This window comes from Arthrobacter sp. zg-Y895, assembly GCF_020731025.1.
In the GTDB taxonomy this organism is placed as follows: Bacteria; Actinomycetota; Actinomycetes; order Actinomycetales; family Micrococcaceae; genus Arthrobacter_B.
Window position 1 is genome coordinate 87,560 of record NZ_JAJFZY010000001.1, and the last position, 14,922, is coordinate 102,481.

The 14,922-nt window shown below is 64.7% G+C and carries 15 protein-coding genes; 3 read left to right on the forward strand and 12 right to left on the reverse strand.

What is annotated here, in order from left to right:
* Positions 1-14 precede the first annotated feature (14 nt).
* The 9 genes from LJ760_RS00400 to LJ760_RS00440 all read right to left on the reverse strand — a co-directional run bounded on the left by LJ760_RS00400 (position 15) and on the right by LJ760_RS00440 (position 9,139).
* Entirely contained in the window at positions 15-908 is an 894-nt protein-coding gene (locus LJ760_RS00400; protein ID WP_227918263.1) for a F0F1 ATP synthase subunit gamma, read from the reverse strand.
* A gap of 99 nt (positions 909-1,007) precedes the next feature.
* On the reverse strand, positions 1,008-2,645 hold the full coding sequence (gene atpA, locus LJ760_RS00405; protein WP_227918264.1) for a F0F1 ATP synthase subunit alpha: 1,638 nt from the start codon (positions 2,643-2,645) through the stop codon (positions 1,008-1,010).
* Positions 2,646-2,745: 100 nt separating this feature from the next.
* The gene (locus tag LJ760_RS00410) at positions 2,746-3,561 is read right to left on the reverse strand and encodes a F0F1 ATP synthase subunit delta (RefSeq protein ID WP_227918265.1); all 816 of its coding nucleotides are present in this window, start codon (positions 3,559-3,561) and stop codon (positions 2,746-2,748) included.
* A complete protein-coding gene (locus LJ760_RS00415) occupies positions 3,561-4,109 on the reverse strand; it encodes a F0F1 ATP synthase subunit B (protein WP_227918266.1) in 549 nt (182 codons plus the stop codon). Before LJ760_RS00415 ends, LJ760_RS00410 begins: the two co-directional genes overlap by 1 nt.
* A gap of 43 nt (positions 4,110-4,152) precedes the next feature.
* The gene (gene atpE, locus LJ760_RS00420; protein ID WP_227918267.1) at positions 4,153-4,374 is read right to left on the reverse strand and encodes an ATP synthase F0 subunit C; all 222 of its coding nucleotides are present in this window, start codon (positions 4,372-4,374) and stop codon (positions 4,153-4,155) included.
* A gap of 72 nt (positions 4,375-4,446) precedes the next feature.
* Complete coding sequence (atpB, locus tag LJ760_RS00425; protein WP_227918268.1) at positions 4,447-5,250, reverse strand: F0F1 ATP synthase subunit A; 804 nt, start codon at positions 5,248-5,250, stop codon at positions 4,447-4,449.
* 353 nt (positions 5,251-5,603) lie between these two features.
* On the reverse strand, positions 5,604-6,086 hold the full coding sequence (locus tag LJ760_RS00430) for a hypothetical protein (protein ID WP_227918269.1): 483 nt from the start codon (positions 6,084-6,086) through the stop codon (positions 5,604-5,606).
* 126 nt (positions 6,087-6,212) lie between these two features.
* Entirely contained in the window at positions 6,213-7,208 is a 996-nt protein-coding gene (locus LJ760_RS00435; RefSeq protein ID WP_227918270.1) for an MraY family glycosyltransferase, read from the reverse strand.
* On the reverse strand, positions 7,208-9,139 hold the full coding sequence (locus LJ760_RS00440) for a polysaccharide biosynthesis protein (RefSeq protein ID WP_227918271.1): 1,932 nt from the start codon (positions 9,137-9,139) through the stop codon (positions 7,208-7,210). Before LJ760_RS00440 ends, LJ760_RS00435 begins: the two co-directional genes overlap by 1 nt.
* Before the next feature lie 157 nt (positions 9,140-9,296).
* On the opposite strand from LJ760_RS00440, the gene LJ760_RS00445 reads away from it, so the two are divergent.
* Genes LJ760_RS00445 through LJ760_RS00455 form a run of 3 tightly spaced genes read left to right on the forward strand, consistent with a single transcriptional unit; the run spans position 9,297 to position 12,155 of the window.
* Positions 9,297-10,196, forward strand: coding sequence for a glycosyltransferase (locus tag LJ760_RS00445; protein WP_227918272.1), 900 nt, complete (start codon positions 9,297-9,299; stop codon positions 10,194-10,196).
* Between the two features lies 1 nt (position 10,197).
* The gene (locus LJ760_RS00450) at positions 10,198-11,184 is read left to right on the forward strand and encodes a glycosyltransferase (protein ID WP_227918273.1); all 987 of its coding nucleotides are present in this window, start codon (positions 10,198-10,200) and stop codon (positions 11,182-11,184) included.
* Positions 11,181-12,155: an NAD-dependent epimerase/dehydratase family protein gene (locus LJ760_RS00455; protein ID WP_227918274.1), complete on the forward strand. Its 975-nt coding sequence runs from the start codon at positions 11,181-11,183 to the stop codon at positions 12,153-12,155. Before LJ760_RS00450 ends, LJ760_RS00455 begins: the two co-directional genes overlap by 4 nt.
* Here the strand turns inward: LJ760_RS00455 and LJ760_RS00460 are convergent.
* The 3 genes from LJ760_RS00460 to prfA are packed head-to-tail and all read right to left on the reverse strand — an operon-like array spanning position 12,152 to position 14,851.
* Entirely contained in the window at positions 12,152-12,868 is a 717-nt protein-coding gene (locus tag LJ760_RS00460) for an L-threonylcarbamoyladenylate synthase (protein WP_227918275.1), read from the reverse strand. The two genes, LJ760_RS00455 and LJ760_RS00460, sit on opposite strands and share 4 nt — an antisense overlap.
* Positions 12,865-13,785 carry a peptide chain release factor N(5)-glutamine methyltransferase gene (gene prmC, locus LJ760_RS00465; protein ID WP_227918276.1) on the reverse strand — a complete coding sequence of 307 codons (921 nt, stop codon included), beginning with the start codon at positions 13,783-13,785 and terminating at the stop codon, positions 12,865-12,867. The genes LJ760_RS00460 and prmC overlap by 4 nt, the downstream gene beginning before the upstream one ends.
* Positions 13,772-14,851, reverse strand: coding sequence for a peptide chain release factor 1 (prfA, locus tag LJ760_RS00470; RefSeq protein ID WP_227918277.1), 1,080 nt, complete (start codon positions 14,849-14,851; stop codon positions 13,772-13,774). The genes prmC and prfA overlap by 14 nt, the downstream gene beginning before the upstream one ends.
* Between the last annotated feature and the right edge of the window lie 71 nt (positions 14,852-14,922).

A 14,922-nucleotide genomic window follows, 5' to 3' on the forward strand; every position in this document is an offset into this window, starting at 1 on the left:
TCGAGCGGGGCAGGCTAGGAGGCGCTGAGCGCGTCCGCACCGGCTACGATCTCGGAAAGTTCCTGGGTGATTTCGGCCTGACGGGCGTTGTTGCGAAGTCGCGTGTACTTCTTGATCAGGTCCGTGGCGTTGTCCCCTGCGGACTTCATGGCGCGCTGGCGGGCAGCAAGCTCGGAAGCGGCGGCCTGGAGCATGGCTGCAAAGATGCGCGACTCGATGTAGCGCGGCAGCAGTGCGTCCAGGACCTTTTCCGGCTCGGGCTCGTATTCGTAGAGAGGCAGGAACTCAGCGTCTGACTGGGCTTCTTCCTCCACTACCTCCAGCGGCAGCAGTCGGATGACCGCAGGTTCCTGAATAACCATGGACTTGAAGCGCGTGTAGACGATGTGGATTTCGTCCACGCCGCCGTCTTCGTAGGCCGTGTTGAAGTCATCGAGGAGTGCCTTGCCGATTTCACGGGCTGTTTCGAACTCGGGTGCGTCGGTACCGCCGGTCCAGACCCGTTCCACTGAACGGTTCCGGAATTCGTAGTACGCCTGCGCCTTGCGTCCAACAAGGTAGGTCTTTACTTCCTTGCCCTCGTCACGGAGCAATTCATTCAGTGCTTCGCCCTGCTTGAGGACACCGGCGGAGTACGATCCGGCAAGACCGCGGTCGGAGGTCATGATGACCACGGCTGCGCGCCGGATCTGCTCCGGTTCGGTGGTCAGCGGATGATCGATCTCCGACTGGGATGCCACAGCAGAAACGGCACGGGTGATCGCATTGGCGTAAGGCAGTGACGCAGCCACACGGGTGCGCGCCTTTCCAATGCGAGAGGCAGCAATCAGCTCCATCGCCTTGAAGATCTTCTGCATCGACGTGGTCGACGCGATCTTCTGGCGGTAGACCCGAATTTGGGCTCCCATACTCTTCCTTTCAGTTCCTAGCGTTGAAGCTAGGGGCTAAGGCAATGGCCTAAGGTTCCGCTGCCGGGCGCACGGCCCGGCAGCGGAACTTCAAAGCCGCTAGCGCTTCTGCTTGACGATCTTTTCCTGGTCTACGGCGTCCTCGTCCAAGGCGGAGGTAGCTTCGTTGCCGGCGGCGACCATGCGGTCGTCACCTTCGCCGAAGAAACCCTGCTTGAACTTGGTGATGAGGCTCTTCATCTCATCAACCGTGGAGTCCTCGAGCTTGTTCGTCTCGGCCAGGACGGTCATGACGGACGAGGAGTGGCGTACGTGTTCCAGGAACTCGGACTCGAAGCGGCGGACGTCCTCAACGGGAACATCATCCAGGTAGCCGTTGGTGCCCATCCAGATGGAGACAACCTGGTCTTCCACCGGGTACGGGGCGTACTGGCCCTGCTTGAGCAGTTCCATGAGGCGTGCACCGCGGGTCAGCTGCTGGCGGGAAGCCGCATCCAGGTCCGAGGCAAACATGGCGAACGCCTGCATGTCGCGGTACTGGGCCAGTTCCAGCTTCAACGTACCGGAGACCTTCTTCATGGCCTTCTGCTGTGCAGCACCACCGACGCGCGAGACGGAGATACCGACGTCGACGGCGGGGCGCTGGTTGGCGTTGAAGAGGTCCGACTGGAGGAAGATCTGGCCGTCGGTGATGGAAATAACGTTGGTCGGGATGTAGGCCGAGACGTCATTTGCCTTGGTTTCGATGATCGGCAGACCGGTCATCGAGCCGGCACCGAGCTCGTCGGAGAGCTTGGCGCAACGCTCCAGCAGGCGGGAGTGCAAGTAGAAGACGTCGCCCGGGTAGGCTTCGCGTCCCGGCGGGCGCCGCAGCAGCAGCGACACGGCGCGGTAGGCTTCAGCCTGCTTCGACAGATCATCAAAGATGATCAGGACGTGCTTGCCGCCGTACATCCAGTGCTGGCCGATGGCCGAGCCGGCGTACGGTGCCAGGTACTTGAAGCCGGCGGGGTCGGATGCCGGGGAGGCCACGATCGTGGTGTACTCCATGGCGCCCTTGTCTTCCAGCGTGCGCTTGATTTCAGCGATCGTGGAAGCCTTCTGGCCGATGGCTACGTAGATGCAGCGAACCTGCTTCTGGACGTCACCGGAATCCCAGTTGGCCTTCTGGTTCAGGATGGTGTCAACGGCAATGGCGGTCTTACCCGTCTTGCGGTCACCGATGATCAGCTGGCGCTGGCCGCGGCCGATCGGGATCATGGCGTCGATTGCCTTGAGGCCGGTCTGAAGCGGCTCGTGGACCGACTTGCGCTGGGTAACGCCCGGCGCCTGGAGTTCCAGTGCACGGCGTGCCTCAGCGGTGATCGGGCCGAGGTCATCCATCGGCTCGCCCAGCGGGTCGACAACGCGTCCCAGGAAGGCATCGCCTACGGGTACGGACAGGACTTCACCGGTGCGGTGAACTTCCTGGCCTTCTTCGATACCGGCGAAATCGCCAAGTACAACGACACCGATTTCACGGGTGTCAAGGTTCTGGGCGAGGCCCAGCGTGCCGTCCTCAAACCGAAGCAGCTCATTCGCCATAACGGAGGGCAGGCCCTCCACACGGGCAATGCCGTCGCTGGCGGTTGTTACGCGGCCAACTTCAACGCGCTCTGCGTTTCCGGGTTCGTAGGACGCCGCGAATTCATTCAACGCATTACGGACGTCGTCGGCGTTGATGGTCAATTCGGCCATCTGCAGTCCCTGCTCTCCTATGTTGTGATCATCGCGTAAGTGCCGATGACCGTGATTGGTTCTCAAAAATTCTGAAGGCCGTTTAGGGCCGTCAAGGTGACTAGACAGCGAGCTTTCGGCGAAGTTCAGTCAGGCGCGTCGTAACGGTGGAATCAACTACTTCATCCCCCACTGTGACACGAATGCCGCCGAGAATCGCCGGGTCCACATTGACGTTGATCTTCAGCTCGCGGCCATACAGTCCGTTGAGAGAGGACTGCAGACGCTTTTGCTGTTCCTGCGTCAGCGGACGGCTGGACTGCACTTCTGCAATCCACCGCTGCTGGCGGCCGGCTACCAGTTCCGCGAAGCGAGCTACCAGTGCTGCCGGACGCAGTCCGCGCGGGGCGGTTACTGCCTGCGTGACCAGCACCTTGGCTTCGGCTCCCATGCCCGGCACGAGCTTCTGTGCCAGCGTGGCCTTGGCCGAGGCGGAGGCCTGCGGTTCCTGCAGCGCACGCTGCACCTCATGGTTGGCTGCAACGGCCTGGTTGAAGCGGAACAAATCGCTTTCCAGTGCTTCAAGGCCGGACAGGCCGGGACCCTTGTTCTCCGCTACAGCGGAGACAACCGTTGCACCCAGGGTTTCCAGGGCATCGCCCAGGTCACGCGAAGTGCGCCACCGGGACTCCACCAGAGAAGCAACCAGCTGCTCGGCGTCGGACGAAACCTTGCCGCCGACCAGCTTGGAGACCAAGGCTGCCTTGGCAGAGGCTTCACGAGCCGGATCCGTCAGGGCACGCATGAGTCCAGCGTCGCTGTCCAGCAGGCCCAGAATTCCAAAGAGTTCCTCGGCCAGGGACAGGGTTGCACCGGGAAGCTTTGCTTCCAGCTTCTCCTGCGCCGCGGCCAGTGACTCGCTCGATATACCTGCCATTACTTAACCGCACCTGCGTTCTGGGATTCCAGGTCGTCAAGGAAGCGGTCAACCACACGGGCGGCACGCGCATCGTCTGCGAGGGACTCGCCGACGATCTTGCCGGCCAGCTCGGTGGCGAGCGTCCCCACTTCGCTGCGGAGGGAAACGACAGCTGCCTGGCGTTCCGCTTCGATGGCGACGTGGGACTGTTCCATGATGCGGGCGGATTCGGCGCCTGCCTTGGCCTTCAGGTCAGCGAGGATCTGGGCGCCTTCGGCGCGTGCTTCCTCGCGGATCCGGTTGGCCTCGGTACGGGCGTCGATGAGCTGCTGCTTGTATTCATCCAGGGCCGCGCTGGCTTCAGCCTGTGCGGCTTCGGCCTTCTTGAGTCCGCCTTCGATGGCCTCGGTACGCTCTGCATACGTCTTCTCGAACATCGGGACGACGAACTTGACGACGATGTACATCAGCACGGCGAAGCCAAGCAGTGTTACGAGGATCTCCCAGATGTTTGGGATCAGAGGATTCGCGCCTTCTTCGGCGGCGAGGATTAGTGCCTCGTTCATTTCAATCCGTCCTATCTACTTGGTTGGAAAATACGCGCTGACGTTAGAGAACGAACGCGAAAACCAGACCAAGGATAGCCAGTGCTTCGGTCAGAGCCAGGCCCAGGAAGGCGATGGGCTGCAGGACGCGCTGGGCTTCCGGCTGGCGGGCAACGCCGTTGATGTAGGCCGCGAAGACCAGGCCCACGCCGATGGCGCCGCCGATAGCGGACAGGCCGTAGCCGACGAGGTTGATGTTGCCTTCGATATCCAAAACACCAGTCATTTGGTTTTGTTCCTTTCAAGATGCCCGTTGGGCAGGTTGCATGGTTCAGGGGGTTCCCCGGTGAGGGGAGGTTTAGTGTTCCTCGGCCAGGGAGCCTTGGATGTAGATCGCGGTCAGCAGGGTAAAGACGTAGGCCTGCAGGACCTGGATCAAAACTTCGAACAGGAACATGGCGACGCCGCCTACCAGGGTGAGCGCACCCAGCGGCTTCAACAGTCCTTCAGCCTCGAGCAGCAGGAACGCGGTTCCGCTGCCGGCAAGCATGATGATGAGGTGGCCCGACAGCATGGTCGCGAAGAGTCGCAGGCTGTGCGTGATCGGACGGACCAGGAAGGTGGAGATGATTTCGATCAGCACCACGAGGGGCAGGATCGCCATCGGCACGCCGGACGGGACGGTGGCGAACTTGAAGTAACCCAGACCGTGCTTCCGGATCCCGACGATAATCCAGGTGAAGTAGACAATCGCGGCCAGTGCATAGGCCGTACCCACGTGCGACGTGGTCGGCAGCTGGGCCAGCGGGATGGTGCCCCACAGGTTGTTGATCAGGATGAAGAAGAACAGCGCGAACAGCAGCGGAGTGAAGGACCGGAAGTCCTTTTCACCGATGATGTCCCGGCCGATCGAGTTGCGGACGAAGTTATAGCTCCATTCGCCCAGGAACTGCAGCCGGCCCGGGACCATCTGGCCCTTGCGGGCTGCGGCTATGAAGAACCACCCGATAAGGATGACGGAAAGGAGGATAAGCAGCATCTGCTTTCCGAATCCTTCACCGCTTTCGGCGCCCCAGGGAAGGATCTCAGGGAGGTGCATGTCTTCGAGGGTAGGTGCGACGAATCCCTCGTCATTGGAGGCGGGAAGCGCAAGCGCGATCAACGCGTTTCCTCTCTGCTGTGTCCATCGTTGGGCATATCATTGGTGGGCACGCATGATGTGCGCCCATTAGTTCGGTTTTGTGAAATCAATTCGATTTATCCGTATCCGGCTGTTTTCCGCCCGTGACGGGTCGGTCCGCACCCGAGGTGCGCCTGTGTGCGGAGGCCACATAGTAGCCACTGACCGCGCCCAGAACGATACCGGCCGGTAAAATCCAGCGAGTTCCCAGGAGACTATCCAGGCTCCACCCTATCAAACCCAAGGCGATGATTCCCGCCAGGACATACTGGAGCAGTGCGCGCCGCCTGGAGGACGGCGCCTGGAAGGCCGCAGGGCCGGACGAAGGCCGATTCTTAGGCATTTGCGCCTCCTTGGGGACTGGAATCGTCAGCATCGTTGTAAATCAGGTGGCGGGTCGTCGAAAAGGCGCGGATTTCCGCCGCCTGCCAAAGGACCACTGCACCGACGGCCGTCAAGGCGAACCATTCCCGGTGCAGCCAAACAGGTGTTCCGAGCCCGAAAAGAATAACGGCAAAACCCACAACCTTTATGGCATAGGTAACGGCGAACATTCCAATGGCTCCGGAGGGATTGCGCCGTCCGACGACGTGGCCGACCAGGAGGCTGATTCCGAAGAATGCGGCAATAACGAACCAGCCCAGAAGGGAGCTCGCCGCTGCAAACAGATCCGCCGTGAGAGCCGCCGCGGCTGCTGCCAGGACGGCGGCGGAGCCGGTCACGGCAAGGGCCTTCCAGAGGATCCCCAACCAGGGGGCCTTCGTTGGCCCGGAGGGGGTCAGGTATCCGCCGGGGCGGGTACCGTCTGCGGATCTCATGGTGGAGGCAATCTTCCTTGCTGGTTCTGCTGGAGCCGGAGGGCTTCGTGACGGGGCGGGCTACCGCGACCCTTGAATTCTACAGTACATAGAAGATGCCCCCGGCAGGGCGTGCGCTGCCTCTGGTCAGGCCACTGTCCGCCGGGCGAACAGGCGCGGCGACGCGAGGTAGAAGGCCAGCACCGCGACGGCGAAGAGGACCCCGCCTACCGTCGCACCTGCACCGGCACCGGCAGTGAGCAGCCCGGTAACTCCGACGGCCACGGTGCAGCCGGTGACAACCAGGGACACCTGAACGTGGCTCAGCCCGGCATCGGTCAGCCGCTGGTAGACGTGCTGGCGGTGCGCCGAGTACCACCGCTCCCCGCGACGCATGCGGCGCAGGAGCGTGGTGAAGGTGTCCGCCAGATAGATAACGATCGGGAACAGCAGGTATTCCACGTAGACACCGGCCAGGAACGCGGCGACGGCAATACCGGCGATGGATGACCCCAGCAGGTAGCTGCCGACGTCGCCCAGGAAAACCTGTCCCCTGCCGAGGTTCCAGGGCAGGAAGGCGGCAAAAGCCGCGGCCACCACTGCTCCCGTAACGGTCAGCCAGACGTGGTCCGACAGCACGCCGCTGATGGAGTACAGGGTGCCCACCACCAGTCCATGCAGCCCGGAGATTCCGTTGATGCCGTCCATGAAGTTGGCGACGTTGATGTAGGCCGCTATTGCAAGGCCGCCCACGGGAACCCACCACCAGCTTTGCTCCATGGTCCAGGCCAGTCCGGCCGTTCCAAGCAGGCCGATGGCGAGCTGGGTAGCCGCCCGGGTCCGGACGGAGACGCCGCGCCAGTCCTCGATCCAGCCCAGCAGCGATGCCGCGCCGATCACGGCAATCAGAATGGCGAGCACCGAACGGTCAACGGCCACCAGCCCCGTCAGCAGCGCCAGCAGGAGGCCGGCCAGGACACCGGCGGCAGTGGTTGCACCCACTCCGCGGATGACTGCCTTGGTGTGCGAGGACCGCTCATTGGGGACATCGAGGACACCCAGCCGGCGCAGCAGGGGGATAAAAAGGAAGGGCAGCAGCAGGCTCGCCAGGAAAGCCGCAGCGGCGCACAGCACCAGCAGCATTAGCCGGTCCGCCGTTCGCTGTAGGGTTCCCCGGGCTCATTTGCCGCGTCACCGGGGGCGCCGGGATGGCGGGCACCCGGAATGCGCACAATCTCGCCGGCATCGGTTGCGGCGCCGTCCGTCGGCACGCTGCCGGGTTCGATCCCGCAGCGCCGCAGCCAGTCGGTCAGGTCCAGCTCATCGGGATCCAGCACGGCAACCGCGGCGTGGGAGATCTTCGGATGCAGGGGACGGGAGTCCTCTTCCCCGGTGCCGACGAGGATCTCGTGCAGCTTTTCGCCCTGGCGCAGTCCGGTGAAGACAATTTCGATGTCCTTGCCGGACATCGCGATCATGCGGCGGGCGACGTCGAGGATCTTCACGGGCTCGCCCATGTCCAGGATCATCACCTCTCCCCCGCGGCCGATCGCGCCGGCCTGGATCACCAGCTGGCAGGCCTCGGGGATCGTCATGAAGAACCGGGTCACCTCCGGGTCGGTCACGGTGACCGGTCCGCCCTGCCGGATCTGTTCGCTGAAGAGCGGCAGCATGGAGCCCCGGCTGCCGATTACATTGCCGAACCGCACGGACACGTACCGCTCGCCGGTGGCGCGGGCCATCCATGCAGTCAGCTTTTCGGCGACCCGCTTGGAATGGCCGAGGACGGTGGTGGGGTTGGCTGCCTTGTCGGTGGAGATATTCACGAAGTGGCGCACGTTGGCCTTGCGGGCCGCGGCCAGCACGTTCGCGGTGCCGATGATATTGGTCTTCCAGGCTTCCTGCGGGTACTGCTCCAGCAGGGAGACATGCTTCAGGGCGGCGGCGTGGAAAACGACGTCGGGGCGGCGTTCGCGGAAGATACGGTCCAGTGCTTCGGGGTCGCGGATGTCCGCCAGGACCGTGTCCGGGCCGTCCAGCAGGCCGCGGCCGGTGATGGAGAGCTGGGTCAGCTGCAGGCCGGTCTCGTCCCGGTCCACCATGATCAGTTCGCCGGGATTGAAGGCGGTGATCTGGCGGCAGAGTTCGGAGCCGATGGAACCGCCGGCACCCGTGACGAGGACCTTCTTCCCGGACAGGTAGCCGGCAACTTCGTCCACATGGATGTCGACCGGCCGGCGCCCGATGAGGTCTTCGACCGCCACGTCGCGGAAGTCGCCCAGTCCGGCGCCGTCGCCCTTCGAGAGCATGTCCTTGAGCGGCGGAAGCACCAGGACGCGCAGGTCCAGGCCTTCGGCGAGATCGGAAATCTCACGGACCTGCTTCGCTTCCACATCGGCAATGGCCACCACCAGCACCGTGGCACGGGTCCGCTGCACCAGTTCGGGAAGGTCTACGAGTTTGCCGAGCACCGGAACAGTAGCCAGCCTCAGGTGCTTCTTGGACGGGTCGTCGTCGACCAGGCCAACCGGGTAGTACGGCGACTCCGGGTCCTTCATCATCCGTGACACCAGGGAACCGCCAAGGAATCCCGCGCCGTACACAAGGGCACGCTGGGCTTCTTCCCCCGGCCGTGCCTTGCTCTCCACGTACATCCGCTTGACGTACCTGATTGCCGCCATAAACAGGCAGGCGAAGGGGAAGGCGATCATTCCGGTGCTGCGCGGGATATCGATCACGAGTCCGAACAAGGCGCTTGCGAGGACCAGGATGGCGGAGACAATGAGCGTCACCACCGCCAGCAGGCGCATCTCATGGAAACTGCCGAAGCTGTAGCGGCCGCGGTAGAGGGCAAACGAATAGCCGACTATCAGCTGGGTCAGGACGGCTACGCCGCAGAAGACGGCCAGTCCGCCCGGGTTGATCTGCTCGACAGTGAGTTCATAGCGGAGCACCAGCGCGAGGCCGATGGACACGATCCAGGCCAGGGAGTCCAGCATGTACTGCGACCAGAGCCACAGGACGGGCTTTTCCTCCCTGGGAAGGTGACTGTTGTCCGTAGGTTTTTGCCTCATGGTCCTCAACGGGTAGGTACCCGGCTTTCTTCTCGGTGATGCGAAGAGCTGGCGGAAGAATCCGGTGTAATAGACTGGAATCTATTCAGCATACTAACTGCACACCCTCTCCGGTTTCGGTCTTGGCCGATCCCCCGGGTTGCCTGAAAGGACCATCTTGCCGGACTCAGTGGCCGTAGCAGCAGTGACCTTCGACCGTCCGGACGATGTGAAGATCCTACTGGAGGCACTGGCCGCGCAGAGCGGCAACATCACGTCCGTGGCGCTCGTGGACTCCGGCAAGAGCCCGGTTTCGGAGATCGCCGAAGCGTCGTCGGCACCGGTCAATTACATCCGGTCAAACACCAATCTGGGCGGAGCCGGCGGTTTTTCGCTCGCCATCCTTTCGGCCATGGCCTCCGGCGCCGAGTGGATCTGGATCATGGACGACGACGCCCATCCCGAAGATCCCGAATGCGTCGCCACCCTGTTGGCTGCAGCGAAGGAACGCGGCCTCGACGTCGTCCTGCCGCTCGTGGTTGCCCCGGGTGCGCCGGACACGCTGTCCTTCCACTTCCGCCTCGACGGGAAGCTGACCCATGACCGGGCCGAAGTTGCCGCCCGCAGGTTCCTGCCCAATGTGGGGCACTTCTTCAACGGCGCCCTGATCCGCGCGGATGTCTTCTACCGGGTGGGACTGCCGGACCTCCGCCTGTTCATCCGCGGCGACGAGACGGACTTCATGATCCGGCTGCGCCGGGCGGGCATCGAATTCGGCACGGTCACCACGGTGGCCCTGACGCATCCGGCAGCCTGGGCCGAAGTGCAGCCCGTCCTGGGCGACCGGATGCATGTCCTGGTCCCCGAGACCCCGTTCAAGCAGTTCTACTTCTACCGCAACCGGGGCCACCTCACCCGCCGCTACACGAGGGTGAAGTCCTTCGTGGCCGACGCCGTGGGATACCCCATCCACTTCGCTCGAACCCGGGATCCCCGCGGCTTCGCCAACTGGCTGCGCGCCTACGCGGCAGGCATGGGCGGGCGCCGGTTCGGTCCGCCGTCGGACTTCGGGTTCTAACGTGGACGTCGTCCAGGAACCGGTCCCGCTGACGATCGTCATCACGACGTTCAACCGCTCCGGCTACCTCACCGGCCTGCTGGAGAGCATCAAGCGGCTCGACCCCGCACCTGCGTCGGTTGTTGTGGTGGACAATGCCAGCACCGATGACACGCCCGAGGTTCTGGAAGCAGCCCGCGCCGGGTTCCCCGTCCCGCTGACCGTCCTGCGGCTGGAGACCAACACCGGCGGTGCCGGCGGGTTCGCAGCCGGGGTCGAGGCTGCCCTGGACTCCGGCGCACAGTGGCTGTGGCTGATGGACGACGACGTCGAGGTCCTCCCGGGTGCCGTGGCTGCGCTGCGCAAGTGGACCGGCAGTTACGACTGCATCCACGGCCGGCGGTTCGATGCCGGCGGGGAACCGTTCTTCTGGCAGCACCGCTTCGTCCCGTTCCTGGGCGTGCACCTGCCGGTGCCGGGCAACGTTTTCCGCGATTCCCCCGTTTTCGACACCAACGTGGGCTGCTTTGAGGGAATGCTGATCAGCGCCGGCCAGGTGCGCCGGATAGGCCTCCCGGATGCCCGCTACTTCATCAACGGCGACGATGTAATATACGGCTGGCTCGCCTCCCTGGACCGGCCGGTGGCCTATGTCAACGATTTCGTCATCCGCAAGGTCCGGGTGCAGAGACAGATCGATCTCGGTATCCGCCACCTCAACGATTCCAGCGACCTCGGCCGCTTCACTGCCATGCGCAACCGCGGCCATACAGCCCGGTACCTGCAGGTCCACGGCCGGTATCACCGGTTCGGATTCGGACTCGGGACCTTCCTGACCGCAGGCAAGGAACTGCTCAGGCTGGTTGCCGTGGAGCATTCACTGCGCGGTGCCGGGCGCCTCTGGGCCGGCTGGCGCGGTGCCCGGCGCATCCTCCGGGACCGGTCCTGGTCCCCGATGCCCCCGTTGTCCGCGCCGGAGCAGCCATCGACACGAAAGCAGCAGGTTTGAGCACTCCTTCTCCAGGCCCCGTCCCTTCCCCCGCCACCCCCTCGGTGTGGACGGTCCTGGGCGGCACCGGATTCATTGGTTCAGCCGTCCGCGCCGCCCTGGCTGCGCGCGGGGTCGAGGTCCGGTCCGTTTCCGCTCCCCGGCTGCGTACCGACGCTGCGGACGTAGCCGGTTTACTTTCGGATGCCGCAGCACTGGACACGGAGCGGAGCCGCCTGGCCGATGCCTTCGCGGGTGCCGACGTCGTAGTGAATGCCGCTGGACTGGCGACGCCGGGAGCAACGGACTCCCCCGAACTCCGGGGTGCGAACTCGCTGCTGCCTGCGTTGGTTGCCGATGCCGCGGATGCCGCCGGTGTCCGCCGGTTCGTCCACCTGAGCAGCGCCGCGGTGCAGGGGCACCGTCCGTTCCTGGACGAAAGCCCGCATGTGGAGCCGTTTTCGGCCTACTCCCGTTCCAAGGCGCTCGGCGAACAGGTCCTTTCCGCCCGGAACGGCGGGTCCTGCAGCGTTGCCACGGTCCGTGCCACATCGGTCCAGGGGCCGGGCCGGGCGACGACGGCTAAGCTAAGCCGGCTCGCGGCCTCGCCGCTGGCATCCGTAGCCGGTCGCGGAACCGCACCCAGCCCCGTAAGTTCAGTAGATTCACTGGTCGACTTCGTCCTGCGGGTAGGCACCCACATCGGCCCGGTTCCTGCAGTGGTGCTGCAGCCCTGGGAACAGGCGTCGGTGTCCTCCGTCCTTGAAGCCGCAGGCGGCCGGCGTCCGGCACATCTGCCGGTCTGGTTCTGCCGCATGGCACTGCGGTCCGGCTATGCGCTCTCCTCATTGGCCGGGGAGCGGCTGCACGGAGCACTGCGACGCGTGGAGATGATGTGGTTCGGGCAGCGCCAGGAGCCCGGCTGGGCCGAGGCCACGGGCAACGTCCCGGTACCCCGCGTCCGCGAGGTCCTGGAAGCTTCCCGGAACTAAACCGGCTTCTGGTCTTTGGCCAGGGAGGGCGCAGTACCGGCGGCTGCGGGTTCTTCGCCCAGATCCAGGATCCCCGGAACCACTTCGCGCAGGGCGGCAATGCTGATCGCACCGCTGCGCACCACCCGCATCGGTTCGCTGGTGGCGTCCACAATGGTGGACGGCACTCCGTCGCTGCCGGCCACCGGACGGTGTCCGGCCTCCAGATAGACCTCCACGGATTCGCCCAGCTGTTCGCGGGCCTGCGCCGCGGTCTGTCCGGCCGGTGATCCCGTACGGTTGGCCGAGGACACGGCCAGCGGCCCGGTCACAGCCAGCAGGTCCAGCGCAACGCTGTCGTCGGGCATCCGCAGGGCGACGGTTCCCATGGTGTCGCCCAGGTCCCAGCTCAGGGACGGCTGGGCGTGGAAGATCAGTGTCAACCCGCCCGGCCAGAACATACGCGCCAGGCTGCGGGCGTCGTCGGAAATGTCCATGGCCAGGCCGTCCATGGTCTGGAGGCGCGGGATCAGCACGGGCGGGGGCATGCTCCGGCCGCGTCCCTTGGCTGCCAGCAGCGTAGCCACTCCCTGCGGGGAGAAAGCGTCGGCACCGATTCCGTACACGGTGTCGGTGGGAAGCACCACGCAGGACTTGGCGGCTATGGCGCGCTGGGCTGCCGCCAGCCCCTCACTGAGTTCATCGGGATTACTGCAGTCATAACTGGTGCTCACGTCTTCATTCTTTCACTAGGGGATGCCATCGATACGGAGCGCCGGACAGCCGACGTCGCCCGCGGGCGGTTATTGAGGTCCCGGTGGGACTGGACATCGGTCCAGGCCGGATCGTCGGCCAGCAGCCGGGCGATGGCCGGCGCCTGCACCTCGGCATGTTCCATCACGAAGTAGCCGCCTCCGGCAAGCAGCCGTGCCGCGGTCCGTGCCGCGGCCATCGGCAGTTCCAGACCGTCCGCTCCCCCGCCGTACAACGCCATGGCCGGATCATGCTCGGCGGCCTCCGGCTCGTTCGGAACGGCTTCGGCAGGGATGTACGGGGGGTTGGACACCACCACGTCGAAGCTGGATTCGTGGCCGGGCAGGGCGGTCCGGAGGTCTTCCAGGACCAGGTGGACGCCCAGCGGAGCCAGGTTCCGTTCCGCCCACGCGAAGGCGAGGGGGCTCAGTTCCACGGCATGCACCTCGGCTGCGGGAACTTCCGAGGCCACCGCAGCCGCAATGGCGCCGGAGCCGGTGCCGAGGTCCACGACCTTGGCCGACCCGGCCCGCCGCGCAGCATCGATCGCCAGCTGCGCCACCGTTTCGGTTTCCGGCCGAGGCACAAATACTCCGGGGCCGACGGCCAGTTCCAGGTACCGGAAATGGGCCTTTCCGGTCAGGTGCTGCAGCGGCACCCGCGCGGCGCGTTCGGACACCAGTGCGGCGTATCCCTGAGGTGCCGGCACATCGGTGAAGGCCAGCGCCCGGATCCGGCCGGGGCTTTCTCCCAGCAGGTGCGCCGCCAGCAGCTCGGCGTCCACCCGCGGTGACGGTACCCCGGCCGCGGCGAGTTCCGCCGTCGCACGGCGCAGCGCCTCGGCCAGGGTGCCGCCGCCACCGGTCGCGGAACCGGTAAGGCTATTAGCTTTCGTCACCGATGGCGTCCAGCCGTGCCTGCTCGTCCATTTCAATGGCGGCCTGCACCACTGCTTCAAGCTCGCCGTTCAGTACGGTGTCCAGGTTGTAGGCCTTGTAGCCGGTGCGGTGGTCCACAATCCGGTTTTCCGGGTAGTTGTAGGTCCGGATCCGCTCCGAACGGTCCATGGTGCGGATCTGCGACTTCCGGATGTCCGAGTTCGCGGCGTCGATCTTCTCCTGCTCGTGCGCGAGGATGCGTGAGCGCAGCACGCGCATGGCCGCTTCGCGGTTCTGCAGCTGCGACTTTTCGTTCTGCATGGCCACAACAATGCCCGTGGGCAGGTGGGTGATGCGCACGGCCGAGTCGGTGGTGTTCACCGACTGTCCGCCGGGACCGGAGGAACGGTAGACGTCGATCTTCAGGTCATTCTGACTGATCGCGACCTCTTCCGGCTCGTCCACTTCGGGCAGCACCAGGACGCCGGCAGCCGAAGTGTGGATCCGGCCCTGGGACTCCGTGACGGGGACGCGCTGCACGCGGTGCACGCCGCCTTCATACTTCAGGCGTGCATAAACGCCTTCGGCCGGATCGTTGGAGTTGCCCTTGATGGCCATGGAAACGTCCTTGTAGCCGCCCAGGTCCGACTCGGTGGCCGAGATGATTTCCGTACGCCAGCCGCGGTGCTCGGCGTAACGGGTGTACATACGCAGCAGGTCACCGGCGAACAGGGCAGCTTCGTCGCCGCCTTCGCCGCCCTTGACCTCGATGATGACGTCGCGGCCATCATTGGGGTCGCGGGGAATCAGCAGGCGGCGCAGCTTCTCCTGCGCGTCTGCGAGCTGCTCTTTGAGCACGGGTACCTCGGCGGCGAATTCCGGGTCCTCATCCGCCATTTCGACGGCGGCGGCAAGGTCATCCTCGAGTCCGTGCCAACGGTTGTAGGCGTCCACAATCCGGCTGAGCTCGGCGTAGCGCCGTCCCAGCCGGCGGGCCAGGCCCTGGTCCGCGTGCACTGCCGGGTCGGACAGGCGCAACTGAAGTTCAGCGTGCTCATCCAACAGGCCCTGTATGGACTCAAACATGTTCTAGATTCCTCTTTCAGCTGGGTTTCCCACATGGAAGTTTATCGGTTCGCGCGCCCGTCGGTCCCCGG

Excerpts from the sequence above, each read along its gene's own strand:
- LJ760_RS00430 (WP_227918269.1), bottom strand. The coding sequence starts at position 6,086 with ATGAGATCCGCAGACGGTACCCGCCCCGGCGGATACCTGACCCCCTCC.
- LJ760_RS00400 (WP_227918263.1), bottom strand. The coding sequence starts at position 908 with ATGGGAGCCCAAATTCGGGTCTACCGCCAGAAGATCGCGTCGACCACG.
- atpA (WP_227918264.1), bottom strand. The coding sequence starts at position 2,645 with ATGGCCGAATTGACCATCAACGCCGACGACGTCCGTAATGCGTTGAAT.
- LJ760_RS00415 (WP_227918266.1), bottom strand. The coding sequence starts at position 4,109 with ATGAACGAGGCACTAATCCTCGCCGCCGAAGAAGGCGCGAATCCTCTG.
- prfA (WP_227918277.1), bottom strand. The coding sequence starts at position 14,851 with ATGTTTGAGTCCATACAGGGCCTGTTGGATGAGCACGCTGAACTTCAG.
- LJ760_RS00435 (WP_227918270.1), bottom strand. The coding sequence starts at position 7,208 with ATGCTGCTGGTGCTGTGCGCCGCTGCGGCTTTCCTGGCGAGCCTGCTG.
- atpE (WP_227918267.1), bottom strand. The coding sequence starts at position 4,374 with ATGACTGGTGTTTTGGATATCGAAGGCAACATCAACCTCGTCGGCTAC.
- LJ760_RS00410 (WP_227918265.1), bottom strand. The coding sequence starts at position 3,561 with ATGGCAGGTATATCGAGCGAGTCACTGGCCGCGGCGCAGGAGAAGCTG.
- LJ760_RS00440 (WP_227918271.1), bottom strand. The coding sequence starts at position 9,139 with ATGAGGCAAAAACCTACGGACAACAGTCACCTTCCCAGGGAGGAAAAG.